The 17,631-nt window shown below is 49.4% G+C and carries 16 protein-coding genes; 1 reads left to right on the top strand and 15 read right to left on the bottom strand.

Annotation, left to right across the window (positions count from 1 at the left end; translation table 11 throughout):
* Positions 1-8 precede the first annotated feature (8 nt).
* The 10 genes from hisF to A1sIA56_RS02775 are packed head-to-tail and all read right to left on the bottom strand — an operon-like array spanning position 9 to position 10,875.
* Positions 9-782: an imidazole glycerol phosphate synthase subunit HisF gene (gene hisF, locus A1sIA56_RS02820; RefSeq protein ID WP_095673442.1), complete on the bottom strand. Its 774-nt coding sequence runs from the start codon at positions 780-782 to the stop codon at positions 9-11.
* Positions 779-1,504, bottom strand: coding sequence for a bifunctional 1-(5-phosphoribosyl)-5-((5-phosphoribosylamino)methylideneamino)imidazole-4-carboxamide isomerase/phosphoribosylanthranilate isomerase PriA (gene priA / locus A1sIA56_RS02815; protein ID WP_095673441.1), 726 nt, complete (start codon positions 1,502-1,504; stop codon positions 779-781). Before priA ends, hisF begins: the two co-directional genes overlap by 4 nt.
* The gene (hisH, locus tag A1sIA56_RS02810) at positions 1,501-2,094 is read right to left on the bottom strand and encodes an imidazole glycerol phosphate synthase subunit HisH (protein ID WP_095673440.1); all 594 of its coding nucleotides are present in this window, start codon (positions 2,092-2,094) and stop codon (positions 1,501-1,503) included. Before hisH ends, priA begins: the two co-directional genes overlap by 4 nt.
* 5 nt (positions 2,095-2,099) lie before the next feature.
* A complete protein-coding gene (hisB, locus tag A1sIA56_RS02805) occupies positions 2,100-2,687 on the bottom strand; it encodes an imidazoleglycerol-phosphate dehydratase HisB (protein WP_095673439.1) in 588 nt (195 codons plus the stop codon).
* Positions 2,684-3,772, bottom strand: coding sequence for a histidinol-phosphate transaminase (locus A1sIA56_RS02800; RefSeq protein WP_095673438.1), 1,089 nt, complete (start codon positions 3,770-3,772; stop codon positions 2,684-2,686). The genes hisB and A1sIA56_RS02800 overlap by 4 nt, the downstream gene beginning before the upstream one ends.
* A complete protein-coding gene (gene hisD, locus A1sIA56_RS02795; protein WP_095673437.1) occupies positions 3,769-5,076 on the bottom strand; it encodes a histidinol dehydrogenase in 1,308 nt (435 codons plus the stop codon). Before hisD ends, A1sIA56_RS02800 begins: the two co-directional genes overlap by 4 nt.
* A 40-nt stretch (positions 5,077-5,116) precedes the next feature.
* On the bottom strand, positions 5,117-8,650 hold the full coding sequence (gene dnaE / locus A1sIA56_RS02790) for a DNA polymerase III subunit alpha (protein WP_095673436.1): 3,534 nt from the start codon (positions 8,648-8,650) through the stop codon (positions 5,117-5,119).
* A 19-nt stretch (positions 8,651-8,669) separates the two neighbouring features.
* Complete coding sequence (locus A1sIA56_RS02785) at positions 8,670-9,608, bottom strand: RluA family pseudouridine synthase (protein ID WP_095673435.1); 939 nt, start codon at positions 9,606-9,608, stop codon at positions 8,670-8,672.
* Positions 9,609-9,614: 6 nt separating this feature from the next.
* Positions 9,615-10,079, bottom strand: a complete 465-nt coding sequence (locus A1sIA56_RS02780; RefSeq protein WP_095673434.1) for a signal peptidase II — start codon at positions 10,077-10,079, stop codon at positions 9,615-9,617.
* 1 nt (position 10,080) lies between these two features.
* Entirely contained in the window at positions 10,081-10,875 is a 795-nt protein-coding gene (locus A1sIA56_RS02775) for a TraR/DksA family transcriptional regulator (RefSeq protein ID WP_223298474.1), read from the bottom strand.
* Positions 10,876-11,147: 272 nt separating this feature from the next.
* Between A1sIA56_RS02775 and ileS the strand changes: the two genes are divergently transcribed.
* Positions 11,148-14,264, top strand: coding sequence for an isoleucine--tRNA ligase (gene ileS / locus A1sIA56_RS02770; protein ID WP_095673433.1), 3,117 nt, complete (start codon positions 11,148-11,150; stop codon positions 14,262-14,264).
* A 4-nt stretch (positions 14,265-14,268) separates the two neighbouring features.
* Here the strand turns inward: ileS and A1sIA56_RS02765 are convergent, their stop codons facing one another.
* Genes A1sIA56_RS02765 through ftsZ form a run of 5 tightly spaced genes read right to left on the bottom strand, consistent with a single transcriptional unit; the run spans position 14,269 to position 17,488 of the window.
* On the bottom strand, positions 14,269-14,550 hold the full coding sequence (locus tag A1sIA56_RS02765) for a YggT family protein (protein ID WP_095673432.1): 282 nt from the start codon (positions 14,548-14,550) through the stop codon (positions 14,269-14,271).
* A gap of 5 nt (positions 14,551-14,555) precedes the next feature.
* Positions 14,556-15,026, bottom strand: coding sequence for a cell division protein SepF (locus A1sIA56_RS07035; protein WP_095673431.1), 471 nt, complete (start codon positions 15,024-15,026; stop codon positions 14,556-14,558).
* A 12-nt stretch (positions 15,027-15,038) separates the two neighbouring features.
* A complete protein-coding gene (locus tag A1sIA56_RS02755) occupies positions 15,039-15,683 on the bottom strand; it encodes a YggS family pyridoxal phosphate-dependent enzyme (protein ID WP_095673430.1) in 645 nt (214 codons plus the stop codon).
* Entirely contained in the window at positions 15,680-16,342 is a 663-nt protein-coding gene (gene pgeF / locus A1sIA56_RS02750; protein WP_095673429.1) for a peptidoglycan editing factor PgeF, read from the bottom strand. Before pgeF ends, A1sIA56_RS02755 begins: the two co-directional genes overlap by 4 nt.
* Before the next feature lie 18 nt (positions 16,343-16,360).
* A complete protein-coding gene (ftsZ, locus tag A1sIA56_RS02745) occupies positions 16,361-17,488 on the bottom strand; it encodes a cell division protein FtsZ (RefSeq protein WP_095673428.1) in 1,128 nt (375 codons plus the stop codon).
* Positions 17,489-17,631 lie beyond the last annotated feature (143 nt).

Raw genomic sequence — 17,631 nt, 5'->3', positions numbered from 1 at the left:
ATTCTGCCTTAGACCGTATGCGCATTGCGCACTGAATAATTATGACCAGAAAGGTACTTCTTCACATCGCCAATGCGGTGAATTCCGAAGTGAAAGACGCTGGCTGCGAGGAGTGCATCAGCTCCAGCATCGAGCGCTGATGCGAAATCTTCGAGAGTGCCGGCACCGCCACTGGCTATCAGCGGAACCTTTGAGACAGCGCGGACGGCGGTAATCATTCCGATGTCATATCCGGCGCGAGTGCCGTCAGCATCCATAGAGTTGAGAAGGATTTCACCAACGCCAAGTGCGCAGGCTTTTTCTACCCAGGCGAGTGCATCAACGCCCGCGGACTCGCGGCCGCCATGTGTTGTCACTTCAAAACCTGAATCGGTACGTGCGCGACGCGCATCAACAGAAAGCACCAATACTTGTGAACCGAAGCGATCTGCAATTTCGGCGATTAATTCAGGGCGAGCAAGAGCTGCGGTATTGATTGAAACTTTGTCAGCGCCTGCGCGAAGTAAGCGATCCACATCTTCGACTGTGCGAATTCCACCGCCTACTGTGAGCGGGATAAATACTTGTTCGGCAGTTTTGCGAACTACATCAAGAGTTGTTTCACGACCTGCGACACTTGCTGAGATATCAAGAAAGGTAAGTTCATCTGCACCTTCTCGTCCGTAGAGCGAAGCCATCTCAACGGGGTCTCCAGCATCAACAAGGTCGGTGAAGTTAACGCCCTTTACAACTCGACCGTCGGTGACGTCGAGGCAAGGAATGATGCGAACAGATAGTGTCATCGACGTGTGAGCTCTAAAGCTTCTTCGAGTGTGAATGCGCCGGCATAGAGAGCTTTACCAACGATTGCGCCTTCAACACCGATTGCGTTAAGGGAAGCAAGGGCTGCAATGTCATCAAGGGAAGAAATACCACCAGATGCAACAACTGGTTTTTTGGTGACTGCGCAGACTTCTTGAAGTAATTCTAGGTTTGGTCCTTTAAGAGTGCCATCTTTCGTTACATCTGTAACTACATAACGGGAACAACCATCGCGCTCAAGGCGTTCTATGGTTTCAAAGAGGTCGCCGCCTTCTTTAGTCCAGCCGCGAGCTGCAAGAACATGTCCGCGAACATCTAGGCCCACTGCGATGCGATCTCCATGTTCTGCGATAACGCGCGCAGTCCATTCGGGATTTTCAAGCGCAGCAGTACCTAGGTTTACACGAATGCAACCAGTTGCAAGTGCGCGACGAAGTGATTCGTCATCGCGAATTCCACCAGAGAGCTCGACTTTGATATCAAGTTTTCCCACTACCTCAGCAAGCAGTGCGCTATTTTCTCCACGACCAAATGCTGCATCGAGATCAACAAGGTGGAGCCATTCAGCGCCAGCTGCTTGGAATTCGAGGGCAACTTCAAGTGGGTTTCCATATGCGGTTTCAGCATCAAGTTCGCCTTGAACGAGGCGAACAGCGCGTCCATCTTTAACATCGACAGCAGGTAAAAGTTCGAGGTAGCTCATAGTGAGTCCGTCCAATTCTTAATCAGATGTAGTCCTGCATCTCCGGATTTTTCTGGATGAAATTGCGTCGCCGCAATAACTCCATCTTCAACTGCTGCCAGGAAATCTTCACCGTGGTGCGCCATCGTCGCGATTGCACCCACCTTCTTCTTTACTGCGTACGAATGAACGAAGTAGAACGATTCATTTTCAACGCCTTTAAAGAGTGAACTTCCGCCTGGGGCAGAAACGGTGTTCCAGCCCATGTGAGGCAAAATCGGTGCTTCAAGTTTTTCTACCGTTGCATCCCAGACGCCAACGCCTTCATGGTTGCCATGTTCGACGCCACGTGCAAAGAGAATCTGCATACCAACGCAGATACCTAAAGTAGGACGCTTTAAGGAAATTCGCTCGCGAACAAGTTGATCTCCGCGAACACCGGCAAGTCCTTGCATGCAGGCAGCGAATGCACCCACGCCAGGAACTACGAGACCATCGGCTTTCAGTGCAACTTCGTAATCAGATGTCAGCACTACCTCTTTGCCAGAAGTTTCAAATGCACGCTGCGCTGAACGTAGATTGCCAGATCCATAATCGAGAATTGCAATCACGAACGTTAGAGAGAGCCCTTTGTAGAAGGAATACCCGCAACGCGTCCATCGAGTGCAACCGCATCACGAAGTGCACGCGCAACAGCTTTGAACTGCGCTTCAAAGACGTGGTGAGCATTACGGCCTTCGAGAACTCGCACGTGGAGTGCGATGCGCGCTTCAGCAACGATGGATTCCCAGATGTGCTTTCCGAGAGTTGTATCAAATGTTCCGATGAGTTCGACGATTTCAGGTTGACGATGGACAAGATATGGACGACCAGAAAGATCGACAGCTGCCTGCACGAGAACTTCATCAAGTGGCACCATCGCATCGCCAAAGCGGCGAATGCCTGCCTTATCACCAAGTGCTTCGCGAAGTGCTTGGCCAAATGCGAGGGAAGTATCTTCAACAGTGTGGTGTGAATCGACATCGACATCACCTGTTGTCTTTACCGTAAGGTTAAAGCCAGAGTGCTTACCCAGTTGACTGAGCATGTGATCAAAGAATGGGACGCCAGTATCTACTGAGATCTCGCCAGTTCCATCGAGATTGAGTTCTACAAGAACGCTTGACTCTTTAGTTGTGCGTTCGACTCGTGATGTTCTGCTCATTTTTCTCCCAGGCATGCCGATAGCGTTGTAATAAATTTGGTGTTTTCGGCCTCATTGCCAATGGTGACTCTTAAGTAACCCAATAATCCCACATCTCTGATGAGAACTCCCCTATCGAGCATCGCCTGCCAGAGCTGCGCCGATGGCATATCGAATCCTGAGAAGAGAAGGAAGTTGGATGCGCTTGGAATGACGTTCAGGCCCATTTCAGTGAGTTGAGCTGCAACGCGATCACGATCGGTGCGAAGTTGAGCAACGGTGCCAAGCAACTCATCTTTGTAATCGAGTGCAACTTCACCAGCTGCCTGCGTGAGTGCGCTGAGGTGATACGGCAAGCGAACAAGGAACATGGCATCGATGACTGCAGGGTCTGCAACCAGATAACCAAGGCGAACCCCTGCAAAAGCAAAGGCCTTACTCATGGTGCGAATAACAACAACGTGCGGATACTTCTTGATGAGCGTTACCGCTGAGGTCTCTTCAGAAAATTCTGCGTAAGCCTCATCGACTACCAATAGCCCTGAGGTGAGACGTGCAATCTTCTCGATTTCATCGACAGTGACTGCAGAACCTGTTGGGTTGTTCGGTGTTGTAATGAAAGTGAGCGTTGGCTTATCGCGCTGAATCTGTGAAATTGCAGAGTCGATATCGAGACTGAAATCTTCGCGGCGACTTCCATTGAGCCACTGCACTTGAGTTACCTTGGCAATCAATGGGTGCATTGAATAAGAAGGGGTAAAACCGAGAGCGGTGCCGCCTCCGAATGCCATAAAGAGAGACTGGATAATCTCATTGCTGCCATTGGCAGCCCATAGATTCTTTGCATCGAAATCCGTTCCAGATAGCCCGTTGATGAACCCTGCAAGCTTGGTGCGCAGAACAACTGCATCGCGATCTGGGTAACGATTGAGAGTGAGCGCTACTTCTGAGACTCGATCAGCAATCGCCTTTGCAAGAGCGGGCGAAGGCGCATATGGGTTCTCATTGGTATTCATCACAGCATCTGCTGGAAGTTGCGGCGCCCCGTACGGTGAGAGTTCGCGAAGATTTTGGCGAAGTGGAAGCCACGCTGGCCACTGGTTCATAGATTTTCCAAACGAGCGGTCATTGCTTCACCGTGAGCAGGAAGATCTTCAGAGTTTGCAAGAGTGACGACGGTATCGAGAATGTCGGTAAATGCTTTCTGGTCATACTCAATGAAGTGAAGTCCGCGCAAGAAAGTTTGTACAGAGAGGCCACTGCTGTGACAGGCACATCCACCGGTAGGTAGAACGTGGTTTGAACCAGCTGAATAATCTCCGAGTGAAACTGGCGAGAAGCGACCAATGAAAACTGCACCAGCATTGCGAATCTGTGCAGCATCGCGCGCAGCATTCTTGGTCTGAATTTCGAGGTGCTCCGCTGCATAAGCATTTACAACATCGAGACCTTGTTCAACTGAATCCACCAAGACGATTGCTGATTGGATTCCAGTAAGCGCAGTGCGAATACGTTCGGAGTGCTTAGTGGCCGCAACTCGCTTCTCAAGTTCAACTTCAACATCTTTCGCAAGCTGAGTTGAAGTTGTGACAAGGACTGCTGCTGCAATCACATCGTGTTCGGCTTGGCTAATGAGGTCAGCTGCGACATCTGCAGCGATTGCACTCTCATCGGCAAGAATTGCGATCTCTGTTGGGCCCGCTTCTGAATCGATACCGATTATTCCACGCAACGCCCGCTTTGCTGCTGCCACATAAATATTTCCAGGACCAGTCACGAGGTCACACTTCTGTGCCACGCCCTTCATTCCATAACCAAAGAGTGCAATTGCTTGCGCTCCCCCAACTGCGTAAACCTCAGTGACTCCAAGGAGTGCGCAAGTTGCAAGGATTGTTGGGTGCGGAAGTCCGCCAAATTCCTTCTGTGGCGGAGATGCAACTGCGATGCTCTGTACCTGTGCAATCTGCGCGGGAATCACATTCATCATGACGCTACTTGGATAGACCGCGCGACCACCTGGGACGTAGAGACCAACTCGATCTACGGGGACCCACTTCTCAGTAACAGTTCCGCCATCGACAACTGTTGTTCGGGTTTCACCGCGAACTTGATCGTTATGGACTTTACGAATACGTGAAGCAGATTCTTCGAGTGCGCTACGAATTGCAGGATCTAATTGAGCTAGCGCTTGATCCAATGCCGATTGTGGAACTCGGATTGAAGCAGGCGTTACTCCATCAAACTCTTGAGCGAGAGCAATCAGATCTGATTCGTTTCCGTGCTGAACGCGACGAAGAATGGGTTCAATGAGAACCATCGCTTGGGCAACATCGAGCTGTGCACGTGGAAGCTCGGCTTGATAGCCAGCTTTGTCGAGAGACTTTCCACGGAGGTCAACGGTGCGAATCACAGCGCGATTCTACTTTGTGTAGCGAGAGGGCGAAGACCCTTTAAATCCTGATGAGACAGTCTGACCCAAGAATTGCCTTGAGATCTGCGCTCAAACTTGGCGATGAAGTTACTAGCGCGTCAATTTTAAGAGTCGTTGATTTCTGTTGATCGATGACTTGCAGATGAACTTCACGTTTTCCTGGATGTGAGCGAAGAATCTCTTTCATTCGTTCCACAATCGGTGGAGTTACTTGAGCCGCTGGCAAAGAGATAAGTAGAGGTCCTGTAGGAGCTGCAGAAATATCTGGCATCTTCATTTCAAGAGCGGTAAATCGAACTTGTTCATCGGTGCGTGAGAATCGCCCGCGGACAACAACCACGCGATCTTCGGTGAGTGAGAGCGCGTATTGGTTATAGGTATTAGAAAAGAAGAGAACTTCGATAGCGCCTTCCAGGTCTTCAACGTTAACGACAGCCCACGATGCGCCTTGTCGTGAAACTTTTCGCTGAATGCCAGTGATTAGCCCGCCAATAGTGACCATGCCATCTTGTGGACCATCATCGAGGAGCTGGCTGATCGACATATCTGTATGTGAACGAAGAACGTGTTCAACACCTAAGAGTGGATGGTCTGAAACATAGAGACCTAACATTTCGCGTTCGAAGGTAAGGAGCGTTGATTTATCCCACTCGGTTGTTGGGATCTCAATATCAAGACCTGCAACTTGTGTAATCGAATCTCCACCGAAGAGATCGAACTGCCCGATGGCCTCAGCGCGCTTTGTTTCAATCACTGAATCAATAGCTTCGAGGTGGATTGCCATCAGCCCCTTACGAGGATGCTGCAGAGAATCGAATGCTCCTGCTTTGATGAGAGATTCGATGGTCTTCTTGTTGCAGACGTTGGCATCGACTTTTGCGAGGAAATCTCCAAAGGATGCGAATGCTCCCTTGCTTTCTCGAGCAGCCTTTACGGATGCAACAACGCCTTCTCCTACGTTACGAATTGCAGCAAGGCCGAAGCGAATATCTTTTCCACGAGGGGTGTATTCGGCATCTGATTCGTTGACATCGGGTGGAAGAACCTTGATTCCCATACGACGGCACTCGGAGAGATAGAGCGCAGACTTATCTTTATCATCGCGCACACTGGTGAGAAGTGCTGCCATGTACTCAGTTGGATAATTCGCTTTGAGGTAGGCGGTCCAGAAGGAGACAACACCGTAACCGGCGCTATGTGCGCGGTTAAATGCGTAATCTGAGAACGGAATCAGAACTTCCCAGAGGCGCTTAATTGCGCTAACTGAGAAACCGTTCTCCTTCATGCCAGCTTCGAATGGGATGTACTCCTTATCAAGGATCTCTTTATTCTTCTTACCCATCGCCTTACGCAAGAGATCTGCGCGGCCGAGAGTAAAGCCAGCAACTTTCTGGGCGATCGCCATTACTTGCTCTTGATAAACAATGAGACCGTAGGTGTCACCGAGAATTTCTTGAAGTGGCTCAGAAAGTTCAGGGTGAATTGGCTCGACAGGTTTGCGACCGTTCTTGCGATCGGCATAGTTATTGTGTGCGTTCTCGCCCATTGGTCCTGGGCGATACAGGGCGATCACCGCAGAGATATCGGCAAATGAATCAGGTGCCATACTGCGAAGAAGTGCGCGCATCGGCCCGCCGTCGAGCTGGAATACACCCAAGGTATCTCCACGTGAAAGAAGTTCGAATGTCTTCTGATCGCTCAGTGGTAAATCTTCAAGAACTACATCGATATTTTGATTCGCTTTGATATTAAGAAGTGCATCATCGAGAACAGAAAGGTTTCGAAGGCCGAGGAAGTCCATCTTGAGAAGCCCAGTAGATTCGCAAGCACCCATATCGAACTGGGTGATGATTGCGCCATCTGCTTCACGACGATGGATAGGAATAACATCGAGCAAAGGTTCGCGAGAGAGAATTACGCCCGCTGCGTGCACTCCCCACTGACGCTTTAGACCTTCAAGGCCCTTTGCTAAATCAACGACGCGCTTTGAATCAGGATCTGTCTCGTAGAGTTGACGGAATTCGCCTGCTTCGCCATGGCGCGCATCTTTAGAGTCGAATACACCGGAGAGCGTGATGTCTTTGCCCATAACTGAAGGTGGAAGAGCCTTAGTGAGTTTTTCACCGATTGCATAGGGATAACCAAGAACGCGAGTTGCATCTTTAAGTGACTGCTTAGATTTAATAGTTCCGTAGGTGATGATCTGAGCTACGCGATCTTCGCCATACTTTTCAGTTGCATAACGGATCATCTCTGAGCGACGACGTTCGTCGAAGTCGAGATCGATATCAGGCATCGAGATACGTTCTGGATTAAGGAATCGCTCAAACAAAAGTCCATGTTCGATGGGATCAAGACCTGTGATGCCAAGTGCATATGCAACGAGTGAACCTGCTGCAGATCCACGACCAGGGCCTACGCGAATGCCAACTTTCTTTGCATGTCCAACAAGGTCTGCCACAACGAGGAAGTAACCCGGGAATCCCATCTTCGCCATGACATCGAGTTCGTATTGCAAGCGAGTGCGATATTCCTCGGTTGCTTTCTCGCCAAGTTTTTCGATGAGACCGCGGACTGATTCTTTACGAAGCCACGTATCTTCAGTTTCGCCTTTGGGAACTTCGAATGCGGGAAGCAAGTTTTCGTTCTCGCGTAATTTGACGTTGCAGCGTTCGGCGATGAGAAGAGTGTTGTCGCAGGATTCAGGAATATCTTTAAAGAGCTCGCGCATCTGTGCGGGAGTCTTGAGATAGAACTCATCGTTATCGAATTTAAACCGCTTGGGGTCGGCAAGAGTTGATCCTGATTGCACGCAGAGAAGTGCTTCGTGCGCTGCTGCATCTTCATGGCGTGTGTAGTGAAGATCATTTGTGGCGAGCAACGGAAGTTTAAGTTCTTTACCAAGTTTAAGAAGATCCGCCTTTACGCGAGATTCAATATCGATTTGGTGGTCCATGACTTCGAGGAAGAAGTTGTTGGCGCCAAAGATGTCTCGGTAATCACTTGCTGCACGTAACGCCTCTTTGTAATTACCCATACGAAGACGAGTTTGGATTTCTCCGCCCGGGCAACCTGTTGTTGCAATCAGGCCATCGGCGTAGCGAGAGATGAGTTCGCGGTCCATACGAGGCTTGTAGTAATAACCTTCGAGGGATGCAAGAGAAGATAGTCGGAATAAGTTTGCGAGCCCTTGATTGTTTTCAGCCAGGATGGTCATGTGCGTATATGCGCCGCCACCTGATACGTCATCTTCGCCACCATCGGCCCACTGCACGCGCTTCTTATCAAAACGAGATTCAGGTGCAACGTAGGCTTCAATACCAATAATTGGTTTGACGCCAGCTTTCGTTGCTTGTTTATAAAAATCAAATGCGCCGAAGACATTTCCGTGATCTGTCATGGCGATTGCCGGCATTTCTTGGCGGGCTACCTCATTAACGAGATCTCCAACGCGCGCGGCACCATCGAGCATCGAGTACTCGGTATGCACATGAAGATGTACAAACGAGTCTTGCGTCGATGCCCGTGAAGCTGAAAAATCTTCAGATGACATGGTGGCGCAACATTAGCGCCTAAGGCAGAACTGCTTCGGATAGCAACGCCAGAGAAGCCTGAAGGTCGGCTGGGTATGGCGCGGTTAACACGAGCGGGTTTCCATTCGTAGGGTGGTTGAAGCGCAGTTCAAGAGCGTGAAGCCAAGGTCGAGACATCTTCATTTTCTTACCGAGGACAGGATCTGCGCCATATGTAGTGTCCCCCACGAGTGGATGACCGAGTGCAGAGAAGTGCACACGAATTTGATGAGTGCGTCCGGTTTCGAGTTCGACCTTCACCAATGAGACAGAGCGGTAATACTCGATGACTTCGTAATGGGTGATGCTCTCTTTACCTGTTGCTACAACTGCAAAGCGATGATCTTCCTTTGGGTGGCGATCAATAGGCGCATCGATTGTTCCAGTTGATGGATCCATATGTCCTTGTACAAGTGCGTGATATGTCTTTTCGACTTCATGCTCGCGGAACATCTCTTTGAGTTTGAGATACGCCGCTTCTGTCTTTGCAATAATCATGAGGCCAGAAGTTCCGGCATCGAGGCGATGTACAACGCCGGCACGTTCAGCAGGACCTGAAGTAGAAATTGTGTAACCCGCAGCCATCAGGGCACCCACAACAGTTGGCCCCATCCATCCTGGACTTGGGTGGGCAGCGCATCCAACCGGCTTATCAATCACGACGATGTCATCATCGTTATAGACAACGGTCAGACCTTCGAGCGGAGTGAGAGGAATGGGATCTTGGTTGAGAGGCGCTGGCATCAGCACTTCAATAACTTGTCCTGCTGCAACGCGATCTGATTTCTGCATCGCTTGATTGCCTGTGGTGATATCACCATCTTCAAGAAGTTTGACGATTGTTGTGCGCGATAGGCCTAAAACGCGAGTCAGCGCGCTATCAATGCGTTCCCCTGCGACGCCTTCGGGAACTGTTAACTGTCGTAAATCTCTTGTCATATGTGGCTACCTTACCCGTGTAATGGGAGGGATATTTCGCATCGTCAGCACAAATGCAATCGCCGCAGCTGTTGATATCGCCATATCTGCAATATTGAAGACCGGCCAATTAGGAATCTGAATCCAATCAATCACATGTCCATTGAGAAATGATGGTTCGCGAAAGATTCGATCAGTCAGATTGCCGAGAACTCCACCTAGCAAGAGCCCTGCTGTCCATTGCCAACCTTGGGATGTAATTCGTGAGGCATAGGAAATAACCGTCACGACAACAGCTAAGGCAAGAAGTGAGAAGAGAATCGTAAATCCTGTTGCCAGGCTAAATGCTGCGCCGGAATTCCTAATGAGTGTGAATTGCAGAAGAGATCCAATTACTGGCTTAGGAGATGCTGAGAATGTGGAGAGCGCCCAGGTCTTTGTTACAAAATCGAAGAGCCAGATAGTCCACGCGATTGCGAACAATCGGCGCACGTTAGCGGCGCTCTTCCTTCTGCTTGCAGATCATGCACAAAGTAGCGCGAGGAAATACTTGTAGTCGTGCCTTACCAATTGCAGAACCGCAATCTTCGCAATATCCATATGACTTTGCATCGATTCGCTCGAGAGCGCGTTCTGTCTGCAACACCATGTCGCGAGCATTAATCACGAGTGACATTTCATGCTCGCGTTCGAAAGTCTTTGTTCCAGAATCAGCTTGATCATCGCCAGCGCCTTCACCAGAATCTGCGATGAGGTCATCCATCTCTGCTTCGACGAGTGCGAGCTCGTGGCGAAGACGTTCGAGATCTTTTGCAATATCAGCACGAATTGTCTTGAGCTCTGCAGCAGTCCAAGGAGCTTCACCTTCAGCTGCAGTAACAGGAGTAGGAGCTGCCTTAATTGGCTTCAATGGTGCAACTTTCTTTCCGCTCTTTACGGGACGCGGAGGAGGTGGCATTACTAAGCGGCGCTCTTCAACAACAGGAGCTGCAGTGGGTGCAACAACTGTTGCCACAGAAACTGTCTGAGATTTTTCATCTACGGTAAGAGTTGTCTTACCAATCTTTGATGGGAATGGGCGACCTGGTGACTTTGCCACAGAAGTTTTAGGAGCTGGCGCCTTCTTTGCAGGAGCCTTCTTGACCGCAGCCTTCTTAGCAGGTGCTTTCTTTGCAACCTTCTTCGCTGCAACTTTCTTCGCAGGAGCCTTCTTAGCGACCTTTTTTGCAGGCGCTTTCTTGGCAGGGGCTTTTTTAGCCGCCTTCTTCACAATCTTTTTTCCTGGCACGCCGCGCACCTTATGCGTTTTTCCCCTCGTAACCAACTTTGCCACGCATGGTTTAGACTTTGCGAGCAAGACCTTGCAGGAAAAGTGCGTTGATGAGGCCATCACCTTCGGAGCACGCTGGAAGATCCGCCACATGAGCGGGGTAGAACCAGCCGGATGTAAGTAATAAAGAGGTATCTCCAGCATCACGGCTGAAGCTACAAGGCGGGTGGTACCGCGAAGTCGCCAGATTTCGTCCCTCCAGAAGTTCTTAACTTCTTGGAGGATTTTTTATGTCATCACCATTTCGCGCAATCCCAGCGGCGATCGACCTTCCAGCAATGGAACACTCGATTCTAGATTTCTGGCGCGAGAATGAGATTTTCCAGAAGAGCATGCAATCACGTGCCAATGGAACTCCTTGGACATTTTATGAAGGCCCTCCTACCGCTAACGGAATGCCTGGCACTCACCACATTGAAGCGCGCGTCTTTAAAGATGTCTTTCCTCGTTACCAAACAATGAAGGGTAAGTACGTCACTCGTAAAGCTGGATGGGATTGCCACGGACTACCTGTAGAAATTGCTGTTGAGAAAGAGTTAGGTTTTTCCGGCAAGGGCGATATTGAAAAGTTTGGAATCGCACCCTTTAACGATAAGTGTCGTGAATCTGTAACCCGACATGTCGATGCATTTACCACCATGACAGAGCGAATGGGCTTCTGGGTTGATTTCGATCAGGCTTACTGGACGATGGCTCCGGAATATGTCGAGAGCGTTTGGTGGAGCCTTAAGGAAATTTGGAAGAAAGGTCTGCTTGTTCAAGACCATCGCGTTGCACCATATTGCCCTCGTTGTGGAACAGGTCTTTCCGATCACGAACTTTCGCAAGGATATGAAACCGTTACCGACCCATCAGTCTTCGTTCGCTTTCCTGCAACATCAGGGGAACTCGCAGAACTTGGCGCTTCATTCTTAGTATGGACTACAACTCCGTGGACACTTGTCTCTAATACCGCTGTCGCAGTCCACCCAGATGTTGATTATGTAGTGGTGAAGGCAACTGTTGAAGAGGTAAGTGAAATTCTCGTTGTTGCACAGCCTCTACTTTCCAAGGTCGCTGGAGATCATGAAATCCTGAAGACTATTAAGGGTAAGGATTTAGAGCGCACCACCTATAAGCGCCCATTTGATTACCTTGAAATTCCGGATTCACATTTCATTGTCTTGGCTACCTATGTCACCACTGAAGATGGAACAGGGCTTGTTCACCAATCCCCTGCATTCGGTGCAGATGACCTTCAGGTTTGTCGTGCCTATGGATTACCTGTTGTGAACCCAATTGCACCTGATGGAACCTTCCTTTCAGATGTGCCAGTCGTTGGTGGAATGTTCTTTAAAGAAGCAGATAAGCCACTCGTGAAAGAGCTAAAGGCAAGCGGCGTTCTCTATAAGCATCAGCCATATGAGCACGAATACCCACACTGCTGGCGTTGTCACACAGCACTTATCTATTACGCACAACCATCTTGGTATATCCGGACCACATCTATCAAGGATGAATTGATCCGTGAAAATCAGAAGACTGATTGGCATCCAGAGACAATTAAGACTGGTCGCTACGGCGATTGGCTCACCAACAATATTGACTGGGCACTTTCACGTAATCGTTATTGGGGTACTCCCCTTCCCATCTGGCGTTGCGAGAATAAGCATGAAGTCTGTGTTGATTCGCTCAAAGAGCTAGGTGCACTTTCGGGTCAAGAGCTCAGCGCAATGGACCCACACCGCCCATTCGTTGATGACATCACCTTTGCATGTGCCGAATGTTCAGCAACTATGAATCGCGTTCCTGAAGTAATTGACTGTTGGTATGACTCAGGTGCGATGCCATTTGCTCAGTGGGGATACCCACATAAGGAAGGCTCAGTTGAGAAGTTCAAGGCTGCATACCCAGCTGACTTTATCTGTGAAGCAATCGATCAGACCCGTGGCTGGTTCTACACATTGATGGCTATTGGAACTTTGGTCTTCGATGAAAGTTCTTACAAGAGCGTTCTCTGTCTTGGCCACATCTTGGATAAAGATGGTCGCAAGATGAGTAAGCACCTCGGCAATGTTCTAGAACCAATTTCGCTCATGGACCAACATGGCGCAGATGCAGTCCGTTGGTACATGTTGGCCGCCGGTTCGCCTTGGTCTGCACGTCGCGTCGGCCACGATGCAATCTCTGATGTTGTACGAAAGACGCTACTTACCTACTGGAACACCATTTCATTCCATGCTCTCTATGCAGAAGCATCAAAGTTTGAACTTTCGCAGAGCCCAGCTTTGAGCGAGCGTTCCATGATGGATCAATGGATCATCAGTGAACTCAATGCACTCATTGTTGAAGTAGATACGGCGTATAACGATTTCGATTCGCAGACTGCCGGTCGTGTTCTTGCTCGCTTTATTGACGATCTATCTAACTGGTATGTACGTCGCTCACGCCGACGTTTCTGGGATGGCGATGTTGCAGCCCTTGCAACGTTGCATGAGACCCTCACAACCGTGACTCAACTCTTGGCACCAATGGTTCCATTCATCGCAGAACACACATGGCAGGTATTGGTGCGCCCAGCGGATTCATCTGTAGTTGCTTCAGTGCATCTGACTGACTTTCCAGTTGCAGACTCATCTCTCATCAACGCTGCTCTGAACGAGCAGGTTGCCATGACTCGACGCGTTGTTGAGTTAGGTCGATCTGCTCGCGCAGAATCTGCCATCAAGATTCGCCAGCCTCTTCAGCGCGCACTTATTTCGGCGCAAGGATGGGCTTCCCTTCCAGATGATATGAAGGCTCAGATCTCTGATGAACTCAATGTCATCGAGCTTGAAGATATCGCCAACGCTGACGGAGATTTAGTAGATATCTCAGTGAAGGCGAACTTCAAATCACTCGGTGCTAAATACGGCAAGGCTGTGCAAGATGTTGCAAAGTTAGTTGCTGCAGCTGATGCAACTGCTCTTGTAAAGGGTCTGCGCTCAACTGGCGCGGCAACACTTGGTGAATTCGCAATTGATATCGATGACTTAGTGGTCACTGAAGTTCCAAAGAGCGGCTGGATGGTGGCAAGCCATGATGGCGAGAGCGTGGCTCTTGATCTAGCTCTATCTCCAGAGTTGATAGCTTCAGGAAACGTTCGTGAAGTCATCCGCTTAATTCAAGAGCGTCGCAAGAGCGATGGCTTTGATATTTCAGATCGCATCTCTGTGCGCTGGAGCGCACCTGCCGAGTTAGCTGAAGTGATTGCAGCCCACACTGCTCATATCTCTGATGAAGTACTGGCGCTTTCGTTCGAATTTGATGCAGCAGTTACTGCAGGAGATAACGAATTGAGCGTTGGAGTAACTCTCGCGATAGCTTAAGAAACTAGAGAATTATTCTGATTGCGGTCTGTGCAAAATTGATCGCAATAAGTAAAACGATGAAAGAGAGATCAATCGCTACGCCACCAAGGCGAAGCGGTGGAACGAAGCGCTGCACAAATCTCATTGGTCGATCGGTGATTGAGTAAATCACTTCGAAGATCGCTAGGAAGAACGCGTTGGGGCGCCAGTTGCGCGCAAACATTCGAACGTAATCGATAATGATGCGTGCGAAGAGAGCTAACTTAAAAAGTCCAAGAAGCTGTACGAGAAGCGATGAGAGCATATGTATTAGCTCTGGTTGAAGAACGAAGCTTGTGCAGCTGTCTTATCTTCATTGCTCACGCTGACATTTGCTGGCGAGAGTAGGAAGACCTTAAGGCTGATGCGTTCGATACGTCCGTGAAGTCCGAAGACGAGACCACTTGCGAAGTCGACAAGACGCTTGCGCTCTGACTCTTCCATGTCATCGAGATTGATGATGACTGGATTTCCTTCACGGTAGTACTCGCCAACTTTGCGAGCTTCAGAGTAAGAACGTGGCTGAAGAGTGATGATGTTGTATGAAGAGATTGGTTCTTCGATCATCGCAGGCTGTGAAGCAACTGGATGTGCAGATTGGTGAGAACCTAGAACTGTTACTCCGGTGCGTTCGCGAGTTGGACGTGCAACTGCTGCGCGCTGTGGAACCTCGGAAACGTTGGTCTCTTCATCTGTATCGACGAGGCCAAGGAAGCCCATCATTTTATTGAGTGCTGACATATGGCTAGGTTACTAGCGCACCGTGCGTGAGCCGAGGATTGAGCTACCTACGCGAATATGTGTCGCTCCACAGTCAATAGCAATTTCAAAGTCTCCCGACATTCCAGCAGAGAGGGATTTAGCTTCTGGATATTTACTGATAAACCTTTGATGAATCGCTGCAATTTCAGTAAAGGCAGTACGGGGGTCTGCAGCAACTGGTGGCACGCACATCAACCCGGCGAGGTGAAGATTGGCAGACGCCAGTGCGATATCCGCAAGGGCCGGCAGCTCGGATTCAACGGCTCCCCCACGTGCAGGGTCGCCATCGAGTGAAAGTTGAAGGAAGATATCGAGAGACTTGGAGGCGACATTGGCTAACTTGGAAATATGGCTGGCGTTATCGAGTGAATGAACCACATCAGCCCACGCTCCAATGTCTCGTAACTTTCGACTTTGGATCTCTCCTTGGTAATGCCATCTACCTTCAACTGCTGCAGATTTTTCTAAACCTTCCTCATTTCGGTTCTCGCCGAAATCTCTGACACCTAGTTCATGGAGAATCTGAACATCAGATACTGGGTATGTCTTGGTCACAACAATCAGCGTGACTTCGGGGTTCTTAATCCGCGCCTTAACGGCTTCGAGATTTGTGGCTAATTCTCCGCGGCGTCTCATAGCGTGATGATCCCTGCTTGGCGTCCAGTTACTCCATCGCGACGATACGAGTAAAGATCAGAATTCTCATGAGTGCATTGGAATTCATCGACAATCGGAATGCCTGCATCTTTCAGGAGAACCCGCAGAGCTGCAGGAAGGTCGAGCGCAGGCGTGCCTTGTGCAGTCTTCGCAGTTGCTGCCGGATGTAAAGCAACAACTTCGTCGTGGATCTCTTGAGAAACTTCATAACAAGTTCCACAAATAGAAGGTCCGATGATTGCAGTGATTTGTGTAGATCCCATATCGCGCATTACCTCTATGGCAGCAAGCGCAACACCATTAACGAGTCCTTTGCGACCCACATGCACTGCGGCAACTGACTGACTTGAATGGAGCAATAATGGAATGCAATCAGCCACCTGTACAGCCAGTGAAAGACCAGGTATTCCTGTCACTAACGCATCTGCAGTGGGATCTTCATCCGTTACCTCTTCAATAATCGCCACTCGATTGCCGTGCACCTGGTACATATATTGAATCGGGCCAAGTTCGCTAGCCAAGAGCGCTCTATTTGCTAAAACAGTTTCGAGGTCATCATTGACATGGGTGCCTAGGTTAAGAGACGCAAAAGCACCGGAGCTTGCGCCACCGGTGCGATTGGTAAAGCGATACTTCATGCGAAGTGCGTTCGTGGATTACTTCATGAAATCTGGAACATCAATTTCATCTTCAGAGACGAGCTCTTCAAATGTAATGCGCTTACGAGGAGATGAATCCAAATCGAGTGCCACAGAGAGTGGATCATTTGAAGGGATTGGATCTGCCACGCCACCAAGAGTGGTTGCATTGATGACAGGCATCTCAACCTTCTTTGGCTCTCCGCCAGCAAAGCCTGCAGCGATAACAGTGATACGAACTTCATCGCCTAGAGCGTCATCGATAGTTGTACCGAAGATGATGCGTGCATCTGGGTGAGCAGCTGCCTGTACGAGCTCGCATGCTTCGTTAATTTCGAAGAGGCCGAGATCAGAACCGCCGGCAACTGAGAGAAGTACTCCCATCGCTCCATCGATTGATGCCTCAAGAAGTGGACTTGAGATAGCAAGTTCGGCAGCACGTGATGCGCGGTTATCTCCGCGAGCAGAGCCAATACCCATAAGGGCAGAACCTGCATCTGTCATCACTGTCTTCACATCTGCGAAGTCGAGGTTAATCAGACCTGGCTGAGTAATGATTTCGGTAATTCCTTGAACGCCGGAAAGTAGAACTTGATCAGCGCTCTTAAATGCGTCCACTGCTGTAATTGAACGATCTGAAATTGCAAGAAGGCGATCGTTAGGAATAACAATAAGTGTGTCTACTTGTTCGCGAAGAAGTTCAATTCCTTCTTCTGCTTGACGTGAACGAATCTTTCCTTCGAATGAGAATGGCTTTGTAACAACACCGATTGTGAGTGCACCAAGATCGCGTGCAATCTTTGCAACGATTGGGGCTCCACCAGTTCCGGTTCCGCCACCTTCTCCTGCAGTTACAAAAACCATATCTGCGCCGCGAAGAATTTCTTCAATCTCTTCAGTGTGATCGATTGCAGCTTGGCGTCCCTTTTCAGGAGCAGCGCCTGCACCGAGACCCTTTGTTGATGCGCGACCAATATCTAATTTCACATCTGCATCACTCATTAATAAGTGTTGTGCATCAGTGTTGATTGCGATGAACTCAACGCCTTTTAATCCAACATCAATCATGCGATTGATTGCGTTTACTCCGCCGCCGCCGATACCGACAACTTTGATGACAGCTAAGTAATTCTGTGGTGCAGCCACGTGAGTCCCCCTTTAGAACTGTAAACCTCTACTTGAGAATTACATTTCTACTCTCTTTGATGGCGGCAACGTATGGCGTATGAAGGTAGTAATCAAAGACCGCCACGAACTATTTTCTCAACTACAACTTGAGTGAATTTTTA

It is taken from the genome of Candidatus Planktophila sulfonica (genome assembly GCF_002288065.1).
In the GTDB taxonomy this organism is placed as follows: domain Bacteria; phylum Actinomycetota; class Actinomycetes; order Nanopelagicales; family Nanopelagicaceae; genus Planktophila; species Planktophila sulfonica.
Note: the sequence above shows the minus strand (reverse complement) of the source record. Positions and strands in the feature narration are given on the sequence as shown.